Annotated in this window: 19 protein-coding genes; 4 read left to right on the top strand and 15 right to left on the bottom strand. The window is 62.3% G+C overall.

Annotated elements, in window-relative coordinates:
• Positions 1–3: 3 nt before the first annotated feature.
• From CPI83_RS04295 to CPI83_RS04275, 5 genes are all read right to left on the bottom strand, one after another.
• Positions 4–1200 (bottom strand): CaiB/BaiF CoA-transferase family protein, encoded by a 1197-nt coding sequence (locus tag CPI83_RS04295; RefSeq protein WP_097386840.1) that lies wholly within the window; start codon positions 1198–1200, stop codon positions 4–6.
• Between the two features lie 72 nt (positions 1201–1272).
• The gene (fabG, locus tag CPI83_RS04290; protein WP_029256327.1) at positions 1273–2013 is read right to left on the bottom strand and encodes a 3-oxoacyl-ACP reductase FabG; all 741 of its coding nucleotides are present in this window, start codon (positions 2011–2013) and stop codon (positions 1273–1275) included.
• Positions 2014–2055: 42 nt separating this feature from the next.
• A complete protein-coding gene (locus CPI83_RS04285; protein WP_019745415.1) occupies positions 2056–3222 on the bottom strand; it encodes an acyl-CoA dehydrogenase family protein in 1167 nt (388 codons plus the stop codon).
• A 120-nt stretch (positions 3223–3342) separates the two neighbouring features.
• Positions 3343–4863 carry an acyl-CoA synthetase gene (locus CPI83_RS04280; RefSeq protein WP_029256328.1) on the bottom strand — a complete coding sequence of 507 codons (1521 nt, stop codon included), beginning with the start codon at positions 4861–4863 and terminating at the stop codon, positions 3343–3345.
• 44 nt (positions 4864–4907) lie between these two features.
• On the bottom strand, positions 4908–5705 hold the full coding sequence (locus CPI83_RS04275; RefSeq protein ID WP_029256329.1) for an enoyl-CoA hydratase: 798 nt from the start codon (positions 5703–5705) through the stop codon (positions 4908–4910).
• A 109-nt stretch (positions 5706–5814) separates the two neighbouring features.
• On the opposite strand from CPI83_RS04275, the gene CPI83_RS04270 reads away from it, so the two are divergent.
• Positions 5815–7245: a coniferyl aldehyde dehydrogenase gene (locus CPI83_RS04270; protein WP_019745418.1), complete on the top strand. Its 1431-nt coding sequence runs from the start codon at positions 5815–5817 to the stop codon at positions 7243–7245.
• 36 nt (positions 7246–7281) lie between these two features.
• Here CPI83_RS04270 and CPI83_RS04265 read toward each other — a convergent pair whose 3' ends face one another.
• Genes CPI83_RS04265 through CPI83_RS04220 form a run of 10 tightly spaced genes read right to left on the bottom strand, consistent with a single transcriptional unit; the run spans position 7282 to position 17866 of the window.
• A complete protein-coding gene (locus CPI83_RS04265; RefSeq protein ID WP_232816863.1) occupies positions 7282–9204 on the bottom strand; it encodes an SEC-C domain-containing protein in 1923 nt (640 codons plus the stop codon).
• Positions 9205–9239: 35 nt separating this feature from the next.
• A complete protein-coding gene (locus CPI83_RS04260) occupies positions 9240–11162 on the bottom strand; it encodes an SEC-C domain-containing protein (RefSeq protein WP_047888290.1) in 1923 nt (640 codons plus the stop codon).
• Positions 11163–11180: 18 nt separating this feature from the next.
• Positions 11181–11858 (bottom strand): GAP family protein, encoded by a 678-nt coding sequence (locus CPI83_RS04255; protein WP_097386839.1) that lies wholly within the window; start codon positions 11856–11858, stop codon positions 11181–11183.
• A gap of 48 nt (positions 11859–11906) precedes the next feature.
• Positions 11907–13460, bottom strand: coding sequence for an acetolactate synthase large subunit (locus CPI83_RS04250; protein WP_170320384.1), 1554 nt, complete (start codon positions 13458–13460; stop codon positions 11907–11909).
• Between the two features lie 5 nt (positions 13461–13465).
• Positions 13466–14206 carry an enoyl-CoA hydratase-related protein gene (locus CPI83_RS04245; RefSeq protein ID WP_097386838.1) on the bottom strand — a complete coding sequence of 247 codons (741 nt, stop codon included), beginning with the start codon at positions 14204–14206 and terminating at the stop codon, positions 13466–13468.
• A gap of 52 nt (positions 14207–14258) precedes the next feature.
• On the bottom strand, positions 14259–15788 hold the full coding sequence (locus CPI83_RS04240; RefSeq protein WP_232816948.1) for a polyamine aminopropyltransferase: 1530 nt from the start codon (positions 15786–15788) through the stop codon (positions 14259–14261).
• Positions 15789–15832: 44 nt separating this feature from the next.
• A complete protein-coding gene (locus CPI83_RS04235; protein WP_024487862.1) occupies positions 15833–16303 on the bottom strand; it encodes a DUF350 domain-containing protein in 471 nt (156 codons plus the stop codon).
• A gap of 29 nt (positions 16304–16332) precedes the next feature.
• Complete coding sequence (locus CPI83_RS04230) at positions 16333–16710, bottom strand: DUF4247 domain-containing protein (protein WP_044480673.1); 378 nt, start codon at positions 16708–16710, stop codon at positions 16333–16335.
• A gap of 26 nt (positions 16711–16736) precedes the next feature.
• Positions 16737–17237: a DUF2617 family protein gene (locus tag CPI83_RS04225; RefSeq protein ID WP_046379342.1), complete on the bottom strand. Its 501-nt coding sequence runs from the start codon at positions 17235–17237 to the stop codon at positions 16737–16739.
• Positions 17234–17866: a DUF4178 domain-containing protein gene (locus CPI83_RS04220; RefSeq protein ID WP_019745427.1), complete on the bottom strand. Its 633-nt coding sequence runs from the start codon at positions 17864–17866 to the stop codon at positions 17234–17236. Before CPI83_RS04220 ends, CPI83_RS04225 begins: the two co-directional genes overlap by 4 nt.
• Before the next feature lie 171 nt (positions 17867–18037).
• On the opposite strand from CPI83_RS04220, the gene CPI83_RS04215 reads away from it, so the two are divergent.
• The 3 genes from CPI83_RS04215 to CPI83_RS04205 all read left to right on the top strand — a co-directional run bounded on the left by CPI83_RS04215 (position 18038) and on the right by CPI83_RS04205 (position 21372).
• Complete coding sequence (locus CPI83_RS04215) at positions 18038–19351, top strand: DUF3533 domain-containing protein (protein ID WP_097386836.1); 1314 nt, start codon at positions 18038–18040, stop codon at positions 19349–19351.
• A 99-nt stretch (positions 19352–19450) separates the two neighbouring features.
• Complete coding sequence (locus tag CPI83_RS04210; protein ID WP_021345629.1) at positions 19451–20827, top strand: NAD-dependent succinate-semialdehyde dehydrogenase; 1377 nt, start codon at positions 19451–19453, stop codon at positions 20825–20827.
• A 101-nt stretch (positions 20828–20928) separates the two neighbouring features.
• Positions 20929–21372, top strand: a complete 444-nt coding sequence (locus tag CPI83_RS04205) for a hypothetical protein (RefSeq protein ID WP_020970887.1) — start codon at positions 20929–20931, stop codon at positions 21370–21372.
• The last annotated feature ends 4 nt before the right edge of the window (positions 21373–21376 follow it).

Here is a 21376-nt window from a genome sequence, read left to right as displayed (position 1 = left end):
GCGTTAACCGATCGATCCGTCGCGGCGAAGGTCCGCGATCTGGTCGCCCGTACGCCCCAACTCGGCCAGTAGAGAATCCGTCTGCTGGCCGAGTGCCGGAACGTCACCCATGCGCATTTCGACGTCCGAGTACGTCATCGGAGGTAGCACGGCATCGATCGGTCCGTTTTCGGTGCCCACGGACCTCCACCTGGCACGCTTCTCCAACTGCGGATGTTCCAGTAGACCTGCCATGTCGTTGAGTGCAGCGGCCGGGACACCGGCGGCGGCAAGGCGTTGATCCAGATCTGCCGTCGAATACAGACGAGTCAGGGAACCCACCAATTCGTCTACCTCGCCGCGATTTTCGACGCGCACGATGTTGGTGGAAAAGCGCGGATGGTCGACCAGATCCTCTCGCTCGAACACGTCCACCATCAGTGCACGCCATCCACGATCGTTCTGGACGCCGATCAGGATCTCGCCGTCGGCCGTGGGATACGAATCGTAGGGAACGATCGCCGCATGGCCGAGCCCGACCCGCGGAATCTGCTTTCCTGCATACATTTTCATGTACATCGGATGCCCGAGCCACTCGACGGTGGAATCGAACATCGAGACCTCGACGAGCGCTCCCTTACCCGTTCGCTCTCTACGGAACAGGGCGCTCAGAATCGAAGTCAGCGCGTACATTCCAGCGGCGATGTCCGAGACCGGGATACCCGTCTTGGTGGCCGTCTCCGGTGTGCCTGTCACGGAGATCATTCCGGTCTCGGCTTGGACCAGCATGTCGTACGCCTTGCGCTCACGCCGTGGGCCGGCACTGCCGTATCCGGACATGTCGATCACGACGAGCTGTGGGAATTTCTCGCGCAGTTCCTCCGCGCCGAACCCCAGTCGCGCAGCTGCGTCGGGTGCCAGATTCTGTAGGAACACATCGGCTCGCGCGACAAGATCGAGAACGATTTGCCGGCCGGATTCCGACTTCACGTCGACAGCGATCGATTCCTTGGAACGGTTGAGCCACACGAAGTGTGACGCCTGACCATGAACCGCCCGGTCGTAGTGACGCGCGAAATCGCCCTCGCCGACGCGTTCTATCTTGATCACCCGCGCACCCATGTCCGCGAGATGCCTGGTGGCGAGCGGTGCCGCCACCGCCTGTTCGAGTGCAACCACGGTGATTCCGTCGAGCGGAAGATCCGAGTTCGGCTGTCCCATGTCAGTAGTCACCCCAGAAGTTTTACACCCAGAAGTTTTACACTCTGAATTCTTGCACTCGAACAGGACGGGTCAGATGTGGCGGCCGCCGGTGATCTCGAGAACCGTGCCCGTCATGTAGCTCGAGAGTTCGCTCGCGAGGAACAGTACAACCGAAGCAACCTCCGAGGGCTCGGCCGCACGCCCCATCGGGATCTCGGCAAGCTTCTCGTTCCAGATCCGTTCGGGCATTGCCTCGGTCATCGCCGTGCGGACAAGTCCGGGCTGAACGGCGTTGACGCGAACGTTCTTGAACGCGACCTCCTTTGCCGCGGCCTTCGTCAGACCGACGATGCCGGCCTTGGCGGCCGAGTAGTTGGTCTGCCCGAGCATGCCCACCTTGCCGGAGATCGACGAGATGTTCACGATTGCGCCCGTCTCACGCTCGCGCATGCGGGCTGCGGCAGCGCGTGTTCCGTTCCAGGCGCCCTTTAGGTGAACGGCGATCACGTCGTCGAAGTCCTGCTCGGTCATCTTCCGCATCGTGGCGTCGCGCGTCATGCCGGCGTTGTTGACCATGACATCGACTGGACCGAAAGCACTTTCGGCCAGATCGAGCATGGCCTCGACCTGTCCGGAATCACGCACGTCGCAGGAAGCGAAACGGGCGACCGACTCTCCACCGAGTTCGGCGACCGCAGCCGTTCCGACGGTTTCGTTGATGTCGCCGAGAACGACGGTCGCACCTTCCTTGATGAAGGTGCGCGCAATTTCGAGCCCGATGCCCTGCGCTCCGCCGGTCACTACCGCAACCTTGCCGTCCAACAATCCCATGTCCACTCCGTTCGTGAGGTTAAAGCTCGTCAGGTAAAGGTGTCAGCGCTGGTTTTGCTTTTTCGCTTGCGCCACGAGCCCACCGCCGAGAATCAGTCGCTGGATCTCGCTGGTTCCCTCGTACAGGCGCAACAGGCGAACTTCACGGTAGATGCGTTCGACCGGCACACCGCGCATGTACCCGTTGCCACCGTGGATCTGCACGGCGAGATCCGCGACCTTGCCCACCATCTCGGTGCAGAAAAGCTTTGCCGCCGAGGGGCCGAGACGTCGATCCTCACCGCTGACGTACCGCGCAGCCACCTCACGCACCATCGCACGCCCGGCCATGACACCGGCCTGCTGGTCAGCCAGCATCGCTTGAACCAGCTGGAAGTCACCGATAGCGGTGCCGCCCTGTTCCGTGACCACGGAGAACGCGACAGATTCGTCGAGCGCTCGCTGTGCTGCTCCCACCGAGAGCGCCGCGATATGGACTCGTCCGCGCGCGAGAGACGTCATCGCTGCGCGGTATCCGGTGTCCTGGTCGCCACCGACGAGGGCCGACTCGGGAACCCGGACGTTGTCGAAGGTGACCTCGGAGGTCCAGGCACCTTCCTGACCCATCTTCTTGTCCTTGGGACCAACTGTGACTCCTGGCGTGTCAGCCGGAACCAGGAAGACTGCAATTCCCGGACCATCGGAATCCGCCGGGCGAGTGCGCGCGAACACCACGAACAGCTGTGCCAGTGGAGCATTGGTGATGAACCGCTTGTTGCCGTCGATCACCCATTCGGATCCGTCCAGAACGGCCTTGGTCCGAAGGCCGGCCGGGTTTGAGCCCGCGCCGGGTTCGGTGAGAGCAAAGGAAGCCACGACGTCGCCGGAGGCGATGCGCTCTAGCCACTGAGCCTTCTGCTCGTCGGTACCGAAGCCGACCAGCACCTGCCCGGCAATTCCGTTGTTGGTACCGAACATCGAACGCAGCGCCAGGGACGTGTAGCCGAATTCCATTGCCAGTTCGACGTCTTGGGTGAGATCGAGTCCGAGCCCACCCCATTCCTGAGGAATCGCGTAGCCGAACAGCCCGATGGCTGCGGCCTTCTTGCGTATGTCCTCAGGAATGGCGTCGGTGTCGGCAATCTCCTGCTCACGCGGAACTACTTCCTTACGGATGAACTCCCGCGCAGTCGCCAAGATATCTGCGAAGTCATCTGCATCGACCTGCATTCCCACCACTCACCTTGCTGTTTCCGAAGTCCATGCCGTCCTCCGAAGTCAATACCGTGAGGCAATCGGAGTCAAAGACCTGAAAACGAACCGAAGGTAAGGCAGAACCTATAGCAGGTGTCAGACGGTGCGCAGTTCCCGCTTGAGCAGCTTTCCGCTCTGATTTCGCGGGAGTTCGGCCACGAAACGCACGTGCTTGGGGACCTTGAACGGGGCAATTCGCTCCTTGACGTGGGCAATCAACGCCTCAGGCGTCAACTCGTCGTTGCCGTCCTTGAGCACGACGATCGCGGTGACGGCCTCGATCCACTTCTCGTCGGGCGTACCGATCACGGCAACTTCTGCCACAGCCGGGTGTGTGTAGACCGCATCTTCGACCTCGCGCGACGCCACCAAGATGCCGCCGGTGTTGATGACGTCCTTGATTCGGTCGACGACCGTGATGAACCCTTCTTCGTCCCGCACGACAAGATCGCCCGAATGGAACCAGCCGTCGCGGAAGGCGTCGGCGGTGGCTTCCGGATTTTCCCAGTAGCCGTTGCACAGCTGCGGTGAGCGGTAGAGAACCTCACCGGACTCACCGTCGGCAACGTCGTTTCCGTCGGCGTCGACGACACGGGTTTCGACGAAGAACACCGCTCGCCCGCAAGAAGACGGACGATCAGCATGCTCGCCGGGCTGGAGAACTGTTGCCAGCGGACCGATTTCGGACTGGCCGAAGCAGTTGTAGAAGCCGATGTCCGGGTAACGCTCACGCAGACGATTGAGCACCGTGACCGGCATGATCGAGGCGCCGTACTGCGCCTTCTTGAGCGAAGACAGATCGCGGGTCTCGAGGTCCGGATGGTTGGCCAACGGTACCCACACGGTCGGGGCCAGGAACAGCGATCCGATCTTTTCTGCTTCGACGCGGCGCAGAATCTCCGGGATGTCCGGCGCCTGCATCAGACTGACCGTCGCACCGACGGACAGGTACGGCAGCATGAAGACGTGCATGCCCGCGGAGTGGTACATCGGCATGCAGATCAGCGGGTTGTCGTTCTTGTCGAGCCCGAGCGCGATCACCGAGGACACGTACTCGTGAACCAGCGCGCCGTGAGACATCATGGCGCCCTTGGGCTTCGAGGTGGTGCCCGAGGTGTACAGCAGTTGCGCCAGATCCGTCGACGTCGCACGCGGTTCGAAAACAGGCACCTCGCCGGCCTCGCCGATCGTGACCACCGACAGTTCCGCGTCCCGCAGTGCGATCACGTGGTCGAGATCGAGGTCGGAGCGAACCGAGTCGAGCGTCGACGCCAATGCCGGATCCACCAACACCGCGCGGGCGCCTGACTGCGCCACGAGGTACCGGAGTTCCTCCCCCTTGAGTGCGTAATTGACCGGAACATGCACCAAACCTGCTCGCGCACAGGCAAGGAATCCGATTGCATAGGCGTCGGAGTTGGTTCCGTATGCCGCGACGCGGTCGCCGTGTTCGAGGCCCAGACCGAGCAAGTGGGCCGCGACCCGCGTCACCGCGTCGTCGAGTTCGCGGTAGGTGCGAGTGCGATCTTCGAAGACGACGGCTACGCGGTCGGGGTACTTGGCTGCCGAGCGCCGAAGCACTCCGTCGACGGTGTTGGTGCGTGGATCCAGGCTCATTCGCTCAGGTTATAGGACGTCCAACTAAACCGGAAGAGCGATCGTTACTTATTGCGCCATTCAGGCTTTCGCTTGTCCACAAAAGCTTGCATACCTTCTTGAGCGTCGCAGGTCACGGCATTGGTTGCCATCGTTTCCGCCATCGCCTCGTACGCCTGGGCTTGCGGCAGATCGATCTGGTGATAAAACGCTTGTTTACCGATCTTCACCGTCAGGGGGCTGGCCGTCGTGATCTTGCCGGCCAGTTCGCGCACCTCTCGGTCCAGGTCTTCGGGCGCGACGACGAAGTTCACCAGACCCCAGTCCGCAGCGGTGTCGGCGTCGATCGTCTGCCCGGTGAGCAACATCTGCATCGAGCGCTTGCGCCCTACTGCCCTGCTCAGGGCCACCATGGGCGTCGAGCAGAACAGTCCGATCTTGACGCCGGGAGTACCGAAGACAGCGTTCGACGCAGCAACAACCAGATCACACGACGCGGCCAGTTGGCAGCCCGCCGCGATAGCCGGGCCCTGTACTGCGGCAATCACCGGCTGCGGAATCCGCTGTACGGTCTCCATCATCTCGGTACAGCCGTCGAAGATCGCCCGCTCGTCTTCGAGGGTTCTCCCGATCATCTCCGTCAGATCGTGGCCGGCGGAGAACACCGGGCCTTCGGCGCGCACGATCACGACCCGCACGCGCTCGTCTGCAGACAATTCGAGAAGGGCAGCCGTCACCTCGCGCATGGTCTCCGCCGAGAGCGGATTGCGCCGCGCCGGCCGATCGAGCGTCAGGAATCCGAGTCCCACCGACTCCTCGACGGAAATCTTCACTGCAGTGTCTTCTACCTGTGTCTGCGACATGTGTTCTCTCTACCAATCGAATCCGTCCCGGTCAACGAGACGAAAGGGGCATCTGTTCGCGCCGCGTCGATACGGTCCGGTCAATACTTCGCCACTACGAGGAGTGCCCATGAGCACCGATGCCGCCGTCACCACCGATCTCGAAGAGATTCTGCGGGCCCAGCAGGAAGCAACTCGCGCCGCTGGTCTTCCGTCCGCGCAGACACGACGCGAGCGCATCCAACGCGTCGTCGATCTTCTGGTGGCAAACCACAAGGATCTGACCGAAGCGATCAACGAAGACTTCGGCGGCCGAATCCCGGCCTACTCGGTGATGAATGATGTTCTGGGATCCATGGTTTCACTCAAGCACGTTCGTGATTCACTCGAAGAGTGGATGATTCGCTCACCGAGAGCCACCGGGGCGATGCAGGATCAGCTGGGTGCCACGGCGTACGTGTCGTACCAGCCGAAGGGTTCGATCGGCATCATCGGAACCTGGAATGCTCCCCTTTTCACTCTCCTGAGCCCGCTCGCCTGCGCCCTCGGAGCGGGAAATCGCGCCGTTCTCAAACCGTCGGAGATCGTGCCGAACACTGCGGCGGTCCTGGCCGAGGCGGCGCGTCGAACGCTCGACCCCGTGGAGGTCGCGGTGGTGACAGGTGGACCGGAGGTCGCTGATCTGCTGACGTCGCTGCCTTTCGACCACCTCGTCTTCACCGGCAGCACAACCGTCGGAAAGCTGGTCATGGCCAATGCTGCGAAGAACCTGGTGCCGGTCACCCTCGAGCTCGGCGGCAAGTCACCGAGCGTCTTGAGCCGCAGTGCCGATATCAGCTCTGCTGCATCACGTTTGGCCATCGCGAAGTCGACCAATGCCGGCCAACTCTGCGTCTCTCCCGACCTGATCTACGTCCCGCGCGAGAACACAGAAGCGTTCATCGACGCGTTCACCGATCAGTTCACCGGACTGTTCCCCACGATCGCCGACAACAAAGACATGGTCTCGATAGTCAGCGATCGTCACCTCGCACGCATCGAGGGGTACATCGCGGACGCGGAAGAGCGTGGGGCACGAATCATCACCGTTCCCGACGAAGAACTCTCCGCAGACACTCGCCGCCGCCCACTGCGAATCGTGGTCGACCCTCCGACCGACGCGCAGATCATGAAGGAGGAGATCTTCGGACCGGCCGTCGTGATCCTGCCGTACGACCAACTCGACAGCGTCGTCGCCGACATCAATTCACGGCCGAAACCGTTGGCGCTGTATTACTTCGGAACCGACCTGGACGAGAAGGAATCCGTGCTCGAACGCACCGTCTCGGGCGGCGTCACCATCAACGACGCGATGTCACACCCGGGCCTGAGCGACGCACCCTTCGGCGGCGTCGGAGCTTCGGGTATCGGGCACTACCACGGCCGCGAGGGTTTCCTCGAGTTCAGTCACGCCCGAACGGTATTCGAAGCAGCGCAGCATGACCCGCGCGGTGAATGGGGAATGCTCCCGCCGTACGGTGAGGGTTTCGAGCAGATGATGTTGGCTCAGGTCACGCCCTGAGGCCTCCGGCCCCGTGCGCCTTTTTGGTAGTGCACGCTACCGGAAAGGCGCACCGGCAAGGCCGCGGCTGAGGAACTCCACCAGCTGACCCGGTTCGGTATCCACCGACTCGATCAGTTGGATCAGTTCCTTCTTGTCCTCTGCTGCAAGCGGTTCGATGCCACCGAAGGTGCGCATCGTGGAGCCGGCGGGGAGAACGCGTGCACAGACGAGCGTGCCCGGCTCGAGATTGACTGAGCCCCACTCGTCCGTGACCTTCACCAGATGCCCGTTGCGGACGTCGCTGAGGGTCACCAACTGTCCCGGCTCCGTCGAGGCGACCTTGTACACCGAGCGCGGAATCGGCAACCACTGATCGGCCAGTTCGCGTTCGTCGGCAGGCAACAGTTCTCCGCGCCGCTCGACAAATGCCGCGAAAATACCCGCATCGAACAAGGCAGCGTCGACGGCCAATCCGCCTTCGACGGCCAACGTCAGTGCTTCTTCGCTGTTGAACTGCTCGGCACGGATGAGCGCAAGATCGAACACGGCGTCGAAGTACTCCGGTGTGCGCGAGAACAACTGAGCCTTGACGTAGAGCCAGTTGGCCCGATCATCGAACGTCACCTCGGACTTGCCCAGATGGCAGACCTTGAACTTGCGACCGGAACCGCACCAGCACTTGTCATTTCGGCCGAGTTCGGGGTGCTCGGCCGGGGCATAGCGCTGAAGAACCTCGTGCAGAACCTCGGACTCGCCACCCTCGATCCGGCCGAGAAGTGCCAGCGCGCGGGTCACGTCGCTGCGATCGGCCGCCAGTAGTGCCAGATCGAAGATCGCGGGAGTCCAGTCGGGATCGAGATCGTGCGCCGTTTCGTACGACGCCTCAGCGACAAGGATCTTGCCGAGACGATCCGAAGCCTTGCCTGCCAGCCAATGCGCTGCCGGCTTGACACGACGCGACCCATTCTCGGCGAGAGCAGTTGCAACAGAATGCAATACGGAATCATGATCGTCGAGTTCGGACAACAGCTCCAACGCTGCCGCAGCCGCGGGCGGCTCGGCGATGCCGGCGAAGGTCTGCGGATCCTCCTTGATCTGCTTGCGCGCCCAGTCCGAGACATCCTCGACGGCTTCGGCTTTCGCGGCCATGACCACATCGACGAAGGCAATCACCGAGGCGGCTTCTTCCGGGTGCAGGTTCTCCCGAACCTCGAGCATGCGGGCTCGGTTCGCCAGGTGGTATGCCTCGAAATCGAATCCGTCGACCGCAACGTAATCACCGTCGCGGACGTAACCTGCCGCCTCGAGCATTTCGCCCAGCGGTGCGGTGGGCTGACGGAACAGCGACGGCTCGTCGAGCATCAATTGCCAGACAATGGCATCGAGGGTGTCAGCACCGATGTCTGCGAGGACCGTCCCCAGGCTCTCGCCGAATCCGGGTGCGGGATCCAGTACCTCGGGGATGGTGCAGAGCGTCAGCTCACGGTCAGCGACGAACAGTCCGATCAAATCGCCCGCAGAACATTCGGCGAGAGTATCGGTGTCGAGGAGAAAACCCTCGTCGTGCGGGAACTCCGGATCTTCGATCCCACGATCAGCCAACAGGTCGTCGTCGATCCCGCGGTGCACGACGCTGATGCCATGAATCTCGTCGTCGTCACGATCGAGGAACACCCGCAGCATCATCAGATCAGGGTTCGCGTCGAGAACGCCGGACTTTATTTCGGCTTCGGTGAGCCGATGGGTCAGCACTCGATGCTCGAACAACGTGTCGAGTGCGGCGTACCGCTCCTCACTCAAGTAGCCGAGCAGTGGGTCCTCGACGTACTCGACGAATTCGGCCATGTCGTCGGCTGTACCGTGGCCGGCATCGGCCAACAGGGTGCCCCAGTCCGCCGCTGTCTGCGGGCCGTGCTCACGCAACAACTCCATCGCGGCTTCGGCGATCAAGTCATTGGCATCCATCGGTTCGTTCACCTATCCAACTTTAACGGGGTCGACTCGATACATCGTCACCGGTCATCGGTCGAGTGATCGGCGCCTCCACGCGACTCGCGGACCAGTTCTTCGGCGTCGAGTTCCTCGGAAGCGAGAACCTCGAGTACCCTCGCAGCCTGCGATTCCGAGGACATGACGACAACGCCCACCGCAAGCGCACCAGTGGGGGCCGTCAGGAGCCTGGCACTGATCAGGTCGCCGGGCTTTCCTTCGACCGGGTGACCAACGGTGACGGTTTCCTCGGACACACGATCGAGCAGCACGACGCCGGTGTCGGAAGTTTCGATCACCTCGTACACCGACCTCCGGACCCCGAGCCACTGTGCGGCTGTCACTACTTCCGCCTCGGGAAGTAGTTCGCTGCGTCTGGCCAGGAAGTCGGCAAAGATCCCACCCTCGAACAGAGCCACGTCCAGTGCCGAGCCGTCGAAGATCGTGGCGGCGATCAGTTCGTCCTCGGAGAGATTCGCGTTTTCGAGATCGTCGAGCCCGGTCACGACGTCGACGAATTCGGAGGCAAACGCAAACAGGCACGCCTTCTTGTACAACCAGCGACCATCTGCCTTGACCGATTCATCGGCCTTTCCGAGGTGGCAGACCTTGTACTTGCGGCCGGAACCGCACCAACACTTGTCGTTTCGCCCGAGTTCCGGGTGATCGACTGGGACGAAGTCCTGCAGTACGGCGTAGAGATTCTCTTCACTTCCGCCGTCGATCCGCCCGAGCAGTGACAGCGCCCGGGTCGCGTCGCCGCGGTCCGACGCGAACTGAGCCAGCTCGAACAAGGCCGGACCCCAACCGGATTCGGCAAGGAGCGCTTTCTCGTAGTGCGCCTCCGCTTCGAGGACGCGCCCCAGCCGATCGACGGCCTTACCGGCGAGCCAATGAGCCGCCGCCCTGACCGACCGTGGCCCTCGCTCGGCCAGTTCGGACGCAAGCGCTTCGAGGATTGCGTCGGTCACCGGGTCCTGATTCCGAAATCCGAGATCGAACACGGCCACTGCAGCACCCGGATCTGCCAGTGAGACAAAGAAGTCCGGGGCGGCGCTGACGTGACGGCGAGCCCAGTCCACGATGTCGAAGTCGGCGATGACGGCATCGGTGTATCCGCGGTCCGCCAGATCGACAAATGCAACAGCAGCGACGGCCTCGTCGTGGGTCAGGTCGTAGGTACTGGCGACCAAAGCTGTCCGAATCTGCAGGTCGTAGGCATCGAAGTCGAATCCCCGCCGAGCCAGTAGTTCACGCTCGTGCTCGTAACCTGCCGCCTCGAAGATCTCACCCAGCGGCGCAACAGGAACCGTGAAGAGAGACGGATCCTCGAGCAGGAGTTGCCAGCACACCGAATCCAGGGCCTCGACTCCGTCCTCCTCGAAGAGTTCGCCGAGCGCCGGAGCAAGATCGGGTTCGTCCTCGATCTCGACCAGACGAAACGCAAGTCTTCCGTCTTCGACTGCCAGGCCGATGAGATCACCGTCGGCGCACTCGCCGAGGGTTCCGGCTGGAAGAACCACAACTCGTCGACTCCGGAAGGGAGCAGCTCCACGTTCCACGGCCGCTTCTTCCGCCAGGGCCACCCGGATCGCCCCGTCCTCGCCGTCGCCGTCGCCGTCGCCGAATGCCAAGATCGGTTCCAGATCGGGGCTCGCGTCGAGGATGTCGGACGCAATCTCGAGCTCGCTTAGCCGGTGAGTGAACACGAGCCCTTCGAGGACCGTGTCGAGGGCGACGTACTTTCCGTTGGGCAGGTACCCGAGCATCGGTTCGGACAGATACTCGAGCACGTCGGCCAACTCGGTCGCAGCTCCGTACTCCTCGAGATGGGTCGCCCACTCTTCGAGACTCAGCGGGCCTTGCTCGCGCAGAACAGCCAAAGCAGCGGAGGCAATGGAACCAGCAGCGTCGGAACCAGCGGTTTCGTCGTCGAAATCAGTCACCCGCCAATGGTAGGCGACTTATTGCAGTCCACTGAGCCCCTCGCCCAGCACGGTCGCACCGAGGATTGCCAGGATGACCGTCATCATCACTGCGTTGTTCGCGGTCATCCATGACTTCGCTGATGCGAGGATCTCGTCGGCTCGCTTGCCGGAGAACACCTTGACCAGGATCGGCGACGCGATGCCGACGCTCGCGATGACCGTGAAGATCACCGCGGCAACAATCTGTTGGGCAACAACATTCGTGGCGACCGAGATAGTGGCCGCACCGGATACCGCCAGCGCTGCATTTTTGGGATTGACCGCCGCGGACAAGAACGCCAACCCGAACGCCTTCCGCGGAGTCAAGCCGTCGATGCTCTTCATCCACTTCGGAACTGTCGGATCACTTCCGTCCCTCGGACGCGCTCGCCACTGCTTGTACGCCAATCCGAACAGAACGAGCCCCAACACGATTCGTACGACGCTCGACCACACCGAAGTCTGCGACGACTCCGACTCCGCAAACGAATAGTCCGCGATCACGATCGTCACCGCAACGACTGCCGAGATTCCGAGGACCCACCCGAGTAGAAAAGATGCCGCCCCTCGATGTGCTCCAGCGGTGATCATGACGAGCACGATCACCGCCATGGGCATCGAGACGAAAAGCAGGCCGAGGGCAATCGGAAGAGACAGACCGATCGCAGCTAGCACCAAAACCTCCAGTTGAATGCAAAATCGACGATCGATTCGAGGTCGAAATCACGACGGCGGAGGCAGCATGACCTCGATGAGATGCGGGCCGGGTTCCGCCAGCGCTGCGGCAAACTGTTCGGCCAACTCCTCCGCTGTGTTCGCCCGCGACGCGGGCACTCCCAACCCCTCGGAGATCTTGACGTAGTCCATGTTCGGAGACGACAGATCCAACATCGACTGTGCGACGACGCCGCCACCTTCTGCGCCGACTCGTTGCAGTTCGCCACGCAGGATGGCGTATGCGCGATTGTTGAGCAGAATCGTCGTGACGTTCAACTGTTCTCGCGCCTGCGTCCACAACGCCGTGATGGTGTACATCGCGCTTCCGTCGGCTTCGAGATTGATCACCGGCCGCTCCGGCGCTGCCACAGCGGCGCCCGTCGCCACCGGGATGCCCTGGCCGATGGCACCTCCGGTGAGCGTGAGCACGTCGTGGCGCGGCGCTCCGGCAAGGGCAATCGGGATCGCCCAACCGGAAGTGGCCGCCTCGTCGGAGATGATGGAGTCGTCTGGCAGCAGGGCCCCGATCACGTCGGCCCAATTTCGCACGTCGAGAGGCCCGCTCGGCAGCGACGGCCGATTTGCCTCCTGCAGAACGGGTTCCACTCCGGGTGCCACGAGTTCCGCCACTGCTTCCAACGCGCCGACAACATCGTCGCTGACATTCGCCAGCGTTGTCACCGCGGCGCCGTCCGGGACCAGATCGCTCGGTTTTCCGGGATACGCAAAGAACGAGACCGGCGAAACCGCGCCGGCCAGGACGAGCTGAGTTGTTCCGCGAAGTTGTTCGGTGGCGTGCTCGGCGAAGTATCCCAAGCGCTCGAATGACGGTAGTCCCGCACCGCGTTGAAGCCTGGCCGGAAAGGTCTCGACCAGAATCTGTGCACCGGTCGCGACTGCAATTCGGGAAGCGGCGCGCAGTCCGGCTTCGGAACACGCTACGCCGCCCAGCAGTAGCGTGGCGCGCCCCTCGGCATTGAGCGCGCCTACCACCGAGTCGATCTGTGCTGCAGTTACTTCCGCCCGCCCCGGTATGTCTCGAGGACCCGCAAGAACTCCACCTTCGCTCCACGAGACGTCGGCGGGGAGGACAAGTGTGGCAATGCGTCCGGGCGGATCCATGGAGGCGGCAACGGCGTCGGCCGCATCGCTACCGACGGTCGCGGTGGAGTCGGAACGTCGACTCCATCCCTCCAGCCACTCGGTCAGCGCGTCGATATTCGATTCGAGTGGAGCGTCGAAACCGTGGTGGTAGGTCGCGTGGTCCCCGACGATGTTCACGATGGGGGTGTGGGCGCGGCGCGCGTTGTGAAGGTTCGCCAGTCCGTTCGCCATTCCGGGGCCGAGATGAAGCAGCGTCGCGGCAGGCTTTCCGGCGATACGCGCGTACCCGTCCGCGGCACCGGTGACGGCGCCCTCGAACAAACCGAGTACCGCACGCATCTGGGGAACGGAATCGAGTGCGGCAACAAAATGCATCTCGGACGTTCCGGGATTGCCGAAGCACACCTCGACACCCGAGTCGACCAAGCTCTGGATAAGCGATTGTGCACCATTCATTTCGGTCACCTCTTCTTCATGAAAGCTGCGAAGGCTTCTTGCGCTTCGTCGGATCGCCGCCGTCTCGCGAAATGATCCGACTCCACGTCGATGGTTTCCAGCAGGGCATCGAGATGTGGGCGGCGGAGGAGCATCTTCGTCAGCGTCACCGATTCAGCCGGGGAGTCTGCAATGCGCACCGCGCGCTCCAATGCCACGTCGAGCGCGGTCTCGGCCTCCACGACTCGATTGATCAGGCCGGCTTCGGCAGCCTCCTCCGCCCCGAACATTTCTCCGAGCATCAGTAGTTCCGTTGCCCGCTTGAGCCCCGCGATCTGCGGCAACAGGTAACTCGATCCGCCCTCGGGCGAGAGCCCGAGCGGAACGAACGGCAATCGGAATCGTGTACCTCGCCCCGCGAATGCCAAGTCGCAGTGCAACAACATCGTGGTGCCGATTCCGACTGCAAACCCTTCGACCGCTGCGACAATCGGTTTGCGTGCGGTGACGAGTGCGATCAGCAGGTCTTTGGCCTCGCCGCCGTCTTTCCCGGCAGTGTCCTGGAAACTTCCGATGTCGTTGCCGCTGGTGAAGACACCACCGGCGCCCGTCAGCACCGAAACCCGCACTGCGTCATCGTCGTCAGACTCCAGGATCGCGTTCGTGAGCTCGCGGTAAGTCTTCGCGTCGAGCGCGTTGCGCCTCTCCTGGCGGTCCATCGTGAGCAACCGGACTCCCGGTGCGTGCTCCTCGATCCGAACAGTCATCCGTACCTCCGTCGTGGCCGAGAGTCTCGATTCAAGCTACTCGGTCGGGAGTTCAGCGTTCATAGCCCTTGCGCATATCGTCGACGATGCGCGGCCGGTCGAGTGTCGAAGGCTCCATTTCCCGCCTCGGGCGATCGCGAGGAAACACCGAGGCCGACGCCAGGGTGGGCTCGTCGAGGAACCGCAGGTTCGGCACACCAGCGGGCAGACGAAGCTCGGGCGGCGTGGAACCTCTTTGCGCGAGCACGTATCCCCAGTCACCGAAGCTCGGCACGAAAACGTGGTAGGGCGAGACGCTCAGTCCGACAGCCGATACCGTCGACACCGTTCTCCAGTACGCATCCGGCGTCGAGTACGGACTGCCGGACTGGACGACCATCAGCCCGCCCGGATTCATCGCGGCAGCGGCAAGTCCGTAGAACTCCATCGAATACAAGCGGCCAAGTGCGGGGGTGTCAGGATCCGGGAGGTCGACGATGACCGCATCGAAGCCTGGATCCGGACGCTCGCGCAACCACCGAAACGCGTCGTCGAGTACGACGTCCACCCGTGGATCCTCGAGTGCTCCCGCGTTCAGATCACGAAGACGCGTGTTGGCCAACTCGATGACTGCCGGATCGAGTTCCACCTGAACTATCTGCTCGACGCTGTTCATTCGCAGCACTTCCCGTGCAGCGAGGCCGTCACCTCCGCCCAGAATCAGCACGCGCCGTGGGTCGTTGACCAGGGCCGGATACACCAGCGACTCGGTATACCGATGCTCGTCGACACTGGAGAACTGCAGGTCTCCGTCGAGGAACAGTCGCACGTCGTTTCCCCGCTCGGTGACGACGATTTCCTGGTACACCGATCGCTCGGCGGCCACCACGGGATCGGTGTAGAGCCGCTGCCTCGACGTGGTCTCGATGTCCGAGGCCGCGATCAGCAGCCACCCGATCAAGCTCGCCGCCAACAGCATTGCGACGACGGCGATCAATCGTGCACGCAGGCTGAGCTGCCACCGAAGAAGTATCAGCGCGACAACTGCCGCAGCCACGAGATTGATCATGCCGGTGAGTGCGGCACCGCGAATCATGCCCGCCCACGGCAACAATACGAACGGCCACAGGAGGCCGCCGATCAGCGCGCCGAGATAGTCGGCTGCATTGAGGTTGGCCAATACCTTTCCGGTGCTCTGTGCGTCGTTGTCGCTGCGACCGGACTGCAACAGCGTCATCAGCAGAGGCACTTCGGCACCCACGAGGATACCGATCAGCGCGGTCGCAGCCACCAGAACTGCTGCGCTGGAACCGAAGAACGTGAAGGTCACGTACAGCGTGACGGCACTGAATCCGCCGATCAGCCCGAGCAGGATTTCGACGGTCACAAACGAGATGGCCGCATGCCCCAACAGCGGTTTGGCGGCCAGCGCTCCGATACCCAGCGCCGCAACAAATCCCGCGACGATCAACGACGTCTGGGTGATGCCGCCGCCGGTCAGACTCACGCTGAGCGTCAACAGGGCCAGCTCGTAGATCAGGCCGCACGCCGCGCACGCGGCAACAGCCGCAAGGAGAAGCACGCGTGCGCGTGAGCCGAGCATCGTCGAACGCTCGGCAACTTTCACATCGCGATCAGCGGCAACCATCAGGTGAGCGCTGCGGCGTTCACCAAACCGATGGACAACAAGCTCACACCCACCGCCCACGCGGCGCCGCACATCTTCGGATCCTGCACCAGTGCAACCAACTTGCCGGGAAGGAATGCGTTCATCAAACGCAGCGCGATCGCTTGCAACACGATCGCGAACAGTCCGTACACCGCGGAGTCGGCGAGTCCCTGGGCAAAGCCGTCCGAACTGGTCAGGATTGCCGTCACCACGATGATCGCCAGCGCAAGATGGTTGGAAGCCAACAGAATCGCAGCGTTCGGGTTCTTGTCGACGTAAACCTGGTGGCGGAGATTTCCGGGTGTCATGAGGTCGAGGACCAGGAATCCCGTCGCCAGAACCGCTACGCCGACGACGAAGTAGGCGAGGGTGCCGAGAACGCCCCCGACGAGCAATGCCGGATCCACCGTTCCGATCTCGACGGAAGTGGATGCAAAGATGTTCGTCACGCCGTTCTCCTTCTCATTGAGCACTACCGTCATTTGGCACTACCCGAGCCGCCGCTGCCACTACTTCCACCCGCCGGGGATCCCGGGTTGAAGCCCGGTCCCAGGTACGCGTATCCGCCGCTGCGATACGTGCCGTCGATGTCCTCTACCTTGATGGTGCTGCCACCGCCCGAAGCCGAACTGACAGTGACGATGTCATCGTCGTAGCGCAGGTATTCGTTGCCGCCGTCAGCACTTCGCGCCGCTGGTTCGTCCGCGTCGACAATCCGTGAGACGGTCGTGCCCACTGGATCTTTCGACGAGTACAACACGACGTCGCCATCCTGGGACGTCTTGGAATAGTTGTCCGCGATGAAGTCTTTGGCTCCACCACCGCACGCCGACAACATAATTGCGGCTGCCACCATCACCGGAGCAAACCACGTCCGCCCCCTCACGGGCGCCACCTACTGCGCGTCTTCACGATCACTCCTGTCCCCTCCCCCGGGTACAAATGCCAACTCTGCCAACTCCACCCCTGGCGGTCTCGCACGCCACACAACGCGGTCAACGCTGTGTCGTCGCCGGGAAAGGATCCGCAGATCCAACCGTCCTGGCCGGCGGACTCTCTCAACGATGCAGCTTCCGAATCGAATTCGACTCGGTCCAGGACCAGCGAGGAAGACTCGAACCGGTAGTTTCCCGTGGACTCCACTGCCGGCAAGGGTTCACCGCCGGCGGCAAGAGCATCACACGAAACCTGCTCGGTCAGTTCCTTTCCCGATGCCCGGGCCGTCACCACGTGAGATGCCCCGAGCACTCCGAGTGTCAACGTCGCATCGGAAGTTTCGATCACCAACTCGGCGAGGGTCGGCGGCGAGGGGGCTCCCAGCACCAACCCCAGTGCCGAGGCATTCACGTCGGTCGGTTCCACATCGAGTCGATACAGACTCATTCCGGTGGGCCCGAGTGGATGACGGTGAGTTCGCTGCGGGTGACCGCCCGTCCCGTGGAAACCTCCCACGACTGTCCGCGCGCCCACTTCTCGAATGCGATCAGCCCGGTCTTGTCGGCGGTCGCGTAGTCCGCGTATTCCATCGAGCCGGAGGGGGCCGTACCCGTCGTACCCTCGGCCGTGAACTTCGCCGTTCCACTTTCGATCTTGCGGTGAACCTTGTCGTCGAGAATGACGTCGCCGTTCGGGACCAGGTTGGTTCCTTCTCGACGCATCCAGAGAGTCATCTCGAGTTCGCCCTCGTCGTCCTCCACTGTCAGCCAACGACGACCGGTCGACCCGTCGAGAAGATGCTCACGCCAGATGTATCCCTCTTCGTCGAGCGTGATGGTCCCTCGAACAACGTGGTCGATACCCGCGTACGTGATGATGTCGCCGACCCCGATCTTGTGGGGGTCGTACACCTCGGGATAGTCGGCGAGCGGGTCCACGCGAGCATTCGGCTTGCCCTGGCGTCCACGCAGGACCACAAACGCGACGGCAGCGATCACTACGAGTATCAGGACAACTATCAGCACGTTGGTCAACGGTTTCTCCGAAATCGTCTCGGCAGGGTTGCCGCGGGCCATACCCTACCGATCCGTTCTCAGCCTTTTCGGATGAGACTGCCGGCAAGCTGACCCGCCGCCGGCCGGGCAGGTCTCCAGCGCCGTGGGCAGATCGAAAGACTGCCCCGGCGCACCTTTGCGTTTACGCTCAGCCCGAGGAACTCCGCGCGAAAGAAAGCCGGTCGACTGACGATGAGCAAGAACACGGAGCCGTCTGCCCGCACCGTCATGCACACACCACGATTCTGGTTGACGCCGTTGATAGTGGTCACCCTCTTGATGTCGGCGCTGGCAGCGCTGTACATGGGCGGAATACTCGACCCCAAGAAACACCTGGACCAGTTCCCGATCGCCCTGGTCAACCAGGACGAAGGCGACACCCTCCCCGGCGGCGACCCCGCCGACCGCAAGAATTTCGGAAACGACATCGTCGCCGGCCTCGAAAACGGAATCGACCACCAGAAGATCGACCTGCAGCAGATCGGTTTCGCCGAAGCCCAATCTCGGTTGAACTCCGGCACGCTGTACGGCGCGATCGTGATTCCCAGTGATTTCACGAAGAGGACGATCATCCTGGCGGAGGCCAGCGTCGTCGCCGGTGACGTAGAGCAACCGATCATCACGATCTACACCAATCCGCGCGCCGGTTCCGTATCCGCATCTCTGGTCCAGTCGATCGGAACTACAGCCCTCGCCTCGGTCAACAAGAACATGGGCGAGCAACTCACCACCCTGGTCACCCAGCAGTTGGAAGCGGGAGGCACCGGAACCCAGATCTCAGGAGCGAGCCGCCTGCTGCTCGAAAATCCGGTGAACGTACTCACGGTGGCCCACGATCCGCTTCCCGACGGCACCGGATTCGGTTTGGTTGCATTCTATTTCGCGCTGCTGTTGGTCCTTGCGGGATTCACCGGAGCAACCGTGGTCAATTCCTTGGTGGACGGCATGCTCGGATATGCGCCTACCGAATTCGGTCCGCTCTTCGTTCAGAACGACGTTGTGGGTATCAACAGGTTTCGGACGCTGCTCGTCAAATGGGCGTTCATGATCGTGTTGTCCGGCATAGTCTCCGCGTTGTTCCAGTGGATCAGTCGCGCCCTCGGAATGCCGGTCACTCACGGGCTTGCATTGTGGGAGTACGGCGCGCTGGTCATCACTGCAGTCGGCATCACGGCGATGTCGGTGATGGCCGCATTCGGCTCGTTGGGCATGTTGATCAACCTGTTCGTGTTCGTCATTCTCGCGCTGCCCTCGTCCGGTGGCACCATCCCCCTCGAAGCCAGCCCCAGGTTGTATGCCTGGCTGGCGCAATTCGAGCCGATGCACCAGATCTACATGGGTACGCGATCGATCCTGTTCTTCGGCGCACGCGGTGAGGCAGGGCTGCTGCATGCCGTCTGGATGACGTTGGTGGGTCTACTGATCGGCGTCGTACTCGGCATCGTGACCACCCGTTTCTACGACCGCAAGGGCTACGAACGCACCCATCGCCCCAAGGTGGCGTGAGATGGTACCCAGCCGGGATTTGATCGAAACCTGTTGGGCCGATTCAATGTGATTGCGCGTTTCGGGAATCTTCGACCCCCTTCCGCACGTTGTACAACTATGGCTAATTACAAAACAGTCAATCCCGCGACAGGTGAAACCGTCAGGGAATTCGATACTTTGGATGACGCCGGAGTTGAAGCCGCACTTGCGAACACGCATCGCGGCTACTTGACCTGGCGCAACAGTGCGCCACAGCAACGTGCGGCAGTCCTGAGCAAGACCGCCGAACTGTACACAGAGCGGGCGGACGAACTGGCCCGAATGATCTCGTTGGAGATGGGTAAGCCGGTCCGCGAGGCCAAGGGCGAAGTACAACTCTCGGCCGCGATCTATCAGTGGTACGCAGACCACGGTCCGGCTTTGCTCGAGGAAGAACGACTCGACGTTCCCGGGGCCGAGGAGTCGGTTGTGTACCGGCGACCGATCGGTGCCCTGATCGGCGTCATGCCGTGGAACTTCCCGTACTACCAGGTCGCCCGCTTCGCGGCACCGAATCTCATGCTGGGCAACACGATCATTCTCAAGCACGCGTCCAACTGTCCGCAGTCGGCTCTGCTGATGGAAGAGATCTTGCGACAAGCCGGATTGCCGGACGACGCCTACGTCAACGTCTTCGCGACCAACGAGCAGATCGCGGACATGATCGCCGATCCACGAGTTCAAGGCGTGTCACTGACTGGCAGCGAACGCGCCGGCACCAGCGTCGCCGAAACTGCGGGACGAAATCTCAAGAAGGTCGTCCTCGAACTCGGCGGATCGGACGTGTTCATCGTCCTCGATTCCGACGACATGGATGCCACCGTCAAGTCCGCAACCAAGGCGCGTCTGTCCAATGCCGGCCAGGCCTGCAATGCGGCCAAGCGTTTCATCGTCACCGAAGATTTCTACGACGACTTCACCCGCAAATTGGCGACGTCCTTCGAATCCGTTTCTGCCGGTGACCCGTTGGACGAATCCACCGTCCTGGGCCCGCTGTCCTCACAGAGCGCGGCAGACACTCTGATCGAGCAGATCGACGACGCTGTGTCCAAGGGAGCAACGCTGCTCACCGGTGGGAAGAAGATCGACGGCCCGGGCGCCTACGTTCAGCCGACGTTGCTCGCAGACGTGACCCCGGACATGCGGGCTTACAGCGAAGAACTGTTCGGACCTGCCGGCGTCGTCTACAAGGTCAAGTCGGCCAGCGAGGCTGTGGAACTTGCCAATTCGTCGGTCTACGGTCTGAGCGGGTCCGTCTGGAGCAGCGATCTCGATTCCGCCCGGTCGGTCGCTGCCGATCTCGACGTGGGAATGGCGTTTGTCAACGAGCACGGAACGACGTTGCCCGGTCTGCCCTTCGGCGGAGTCAAGCGCTCCGGAGTCGGCCGCGAGCTCGGTCCGTGGGGAATGGACGAGTTCGTGAACAAGAAGCTGCTCCGCGTCTCCAAGAAGTAGCTCGGTGCAAAAGTAGCGCAATACAAAGGAAGGCCCTGATCTCTGTTGAGGTCGGGGCCTTTCAACTGTAACGCTCCGCAGGATGAAACCGACCTGCTGGTATGACACTTTCACGAATCGCTCGCACTACCGTGATCGCCGCCGCCATCAGCGCGAGCGCCGCCATCTGTTCCGCGACGTCAGCTTCCGCGGACGTAGTAGACGTCACGGTCCTTCCGGGTCTCAGTAGCGGGCCGACAACGCCGTACGGGGCGGGCTGCACGTATCTGGTGGTTGCCAGGACAGCAGCGTTGGACGAGTCGAACGTCTCGATTGTCGACCTGAACCGGGCGTCGACCATGTTCCCGCAGGAATTGATCTGGGACACCGTCAATCCCTATTTCACCTTGCCGGTTGTACTCGGCCACGCCGTCACGCTGTGGACTCCGACCGCACCCGGCGAACATTCTCTGATGGCCTACCAGACGTCAGCGGGCGGGCCGGTCACAACGGTCGATGTCAATCCGGCCACCCCGATCGGTCCGGGGTGCGTCGTCGCACCCTGATCCG

The organism is Rhodococcus sp. H-CA8f, from assembly GCF_002501585.1.
Lineage (GTDB): Bacteria > Actinomycetota > Actinomycetes > Mycobacteriales > Mycobacteriaceae > Rhodococcus_F > Rhodococcus_F erythropolis.
This window is presented reverse-complemented; position numbering and strand designations above follow the sequence as displayed.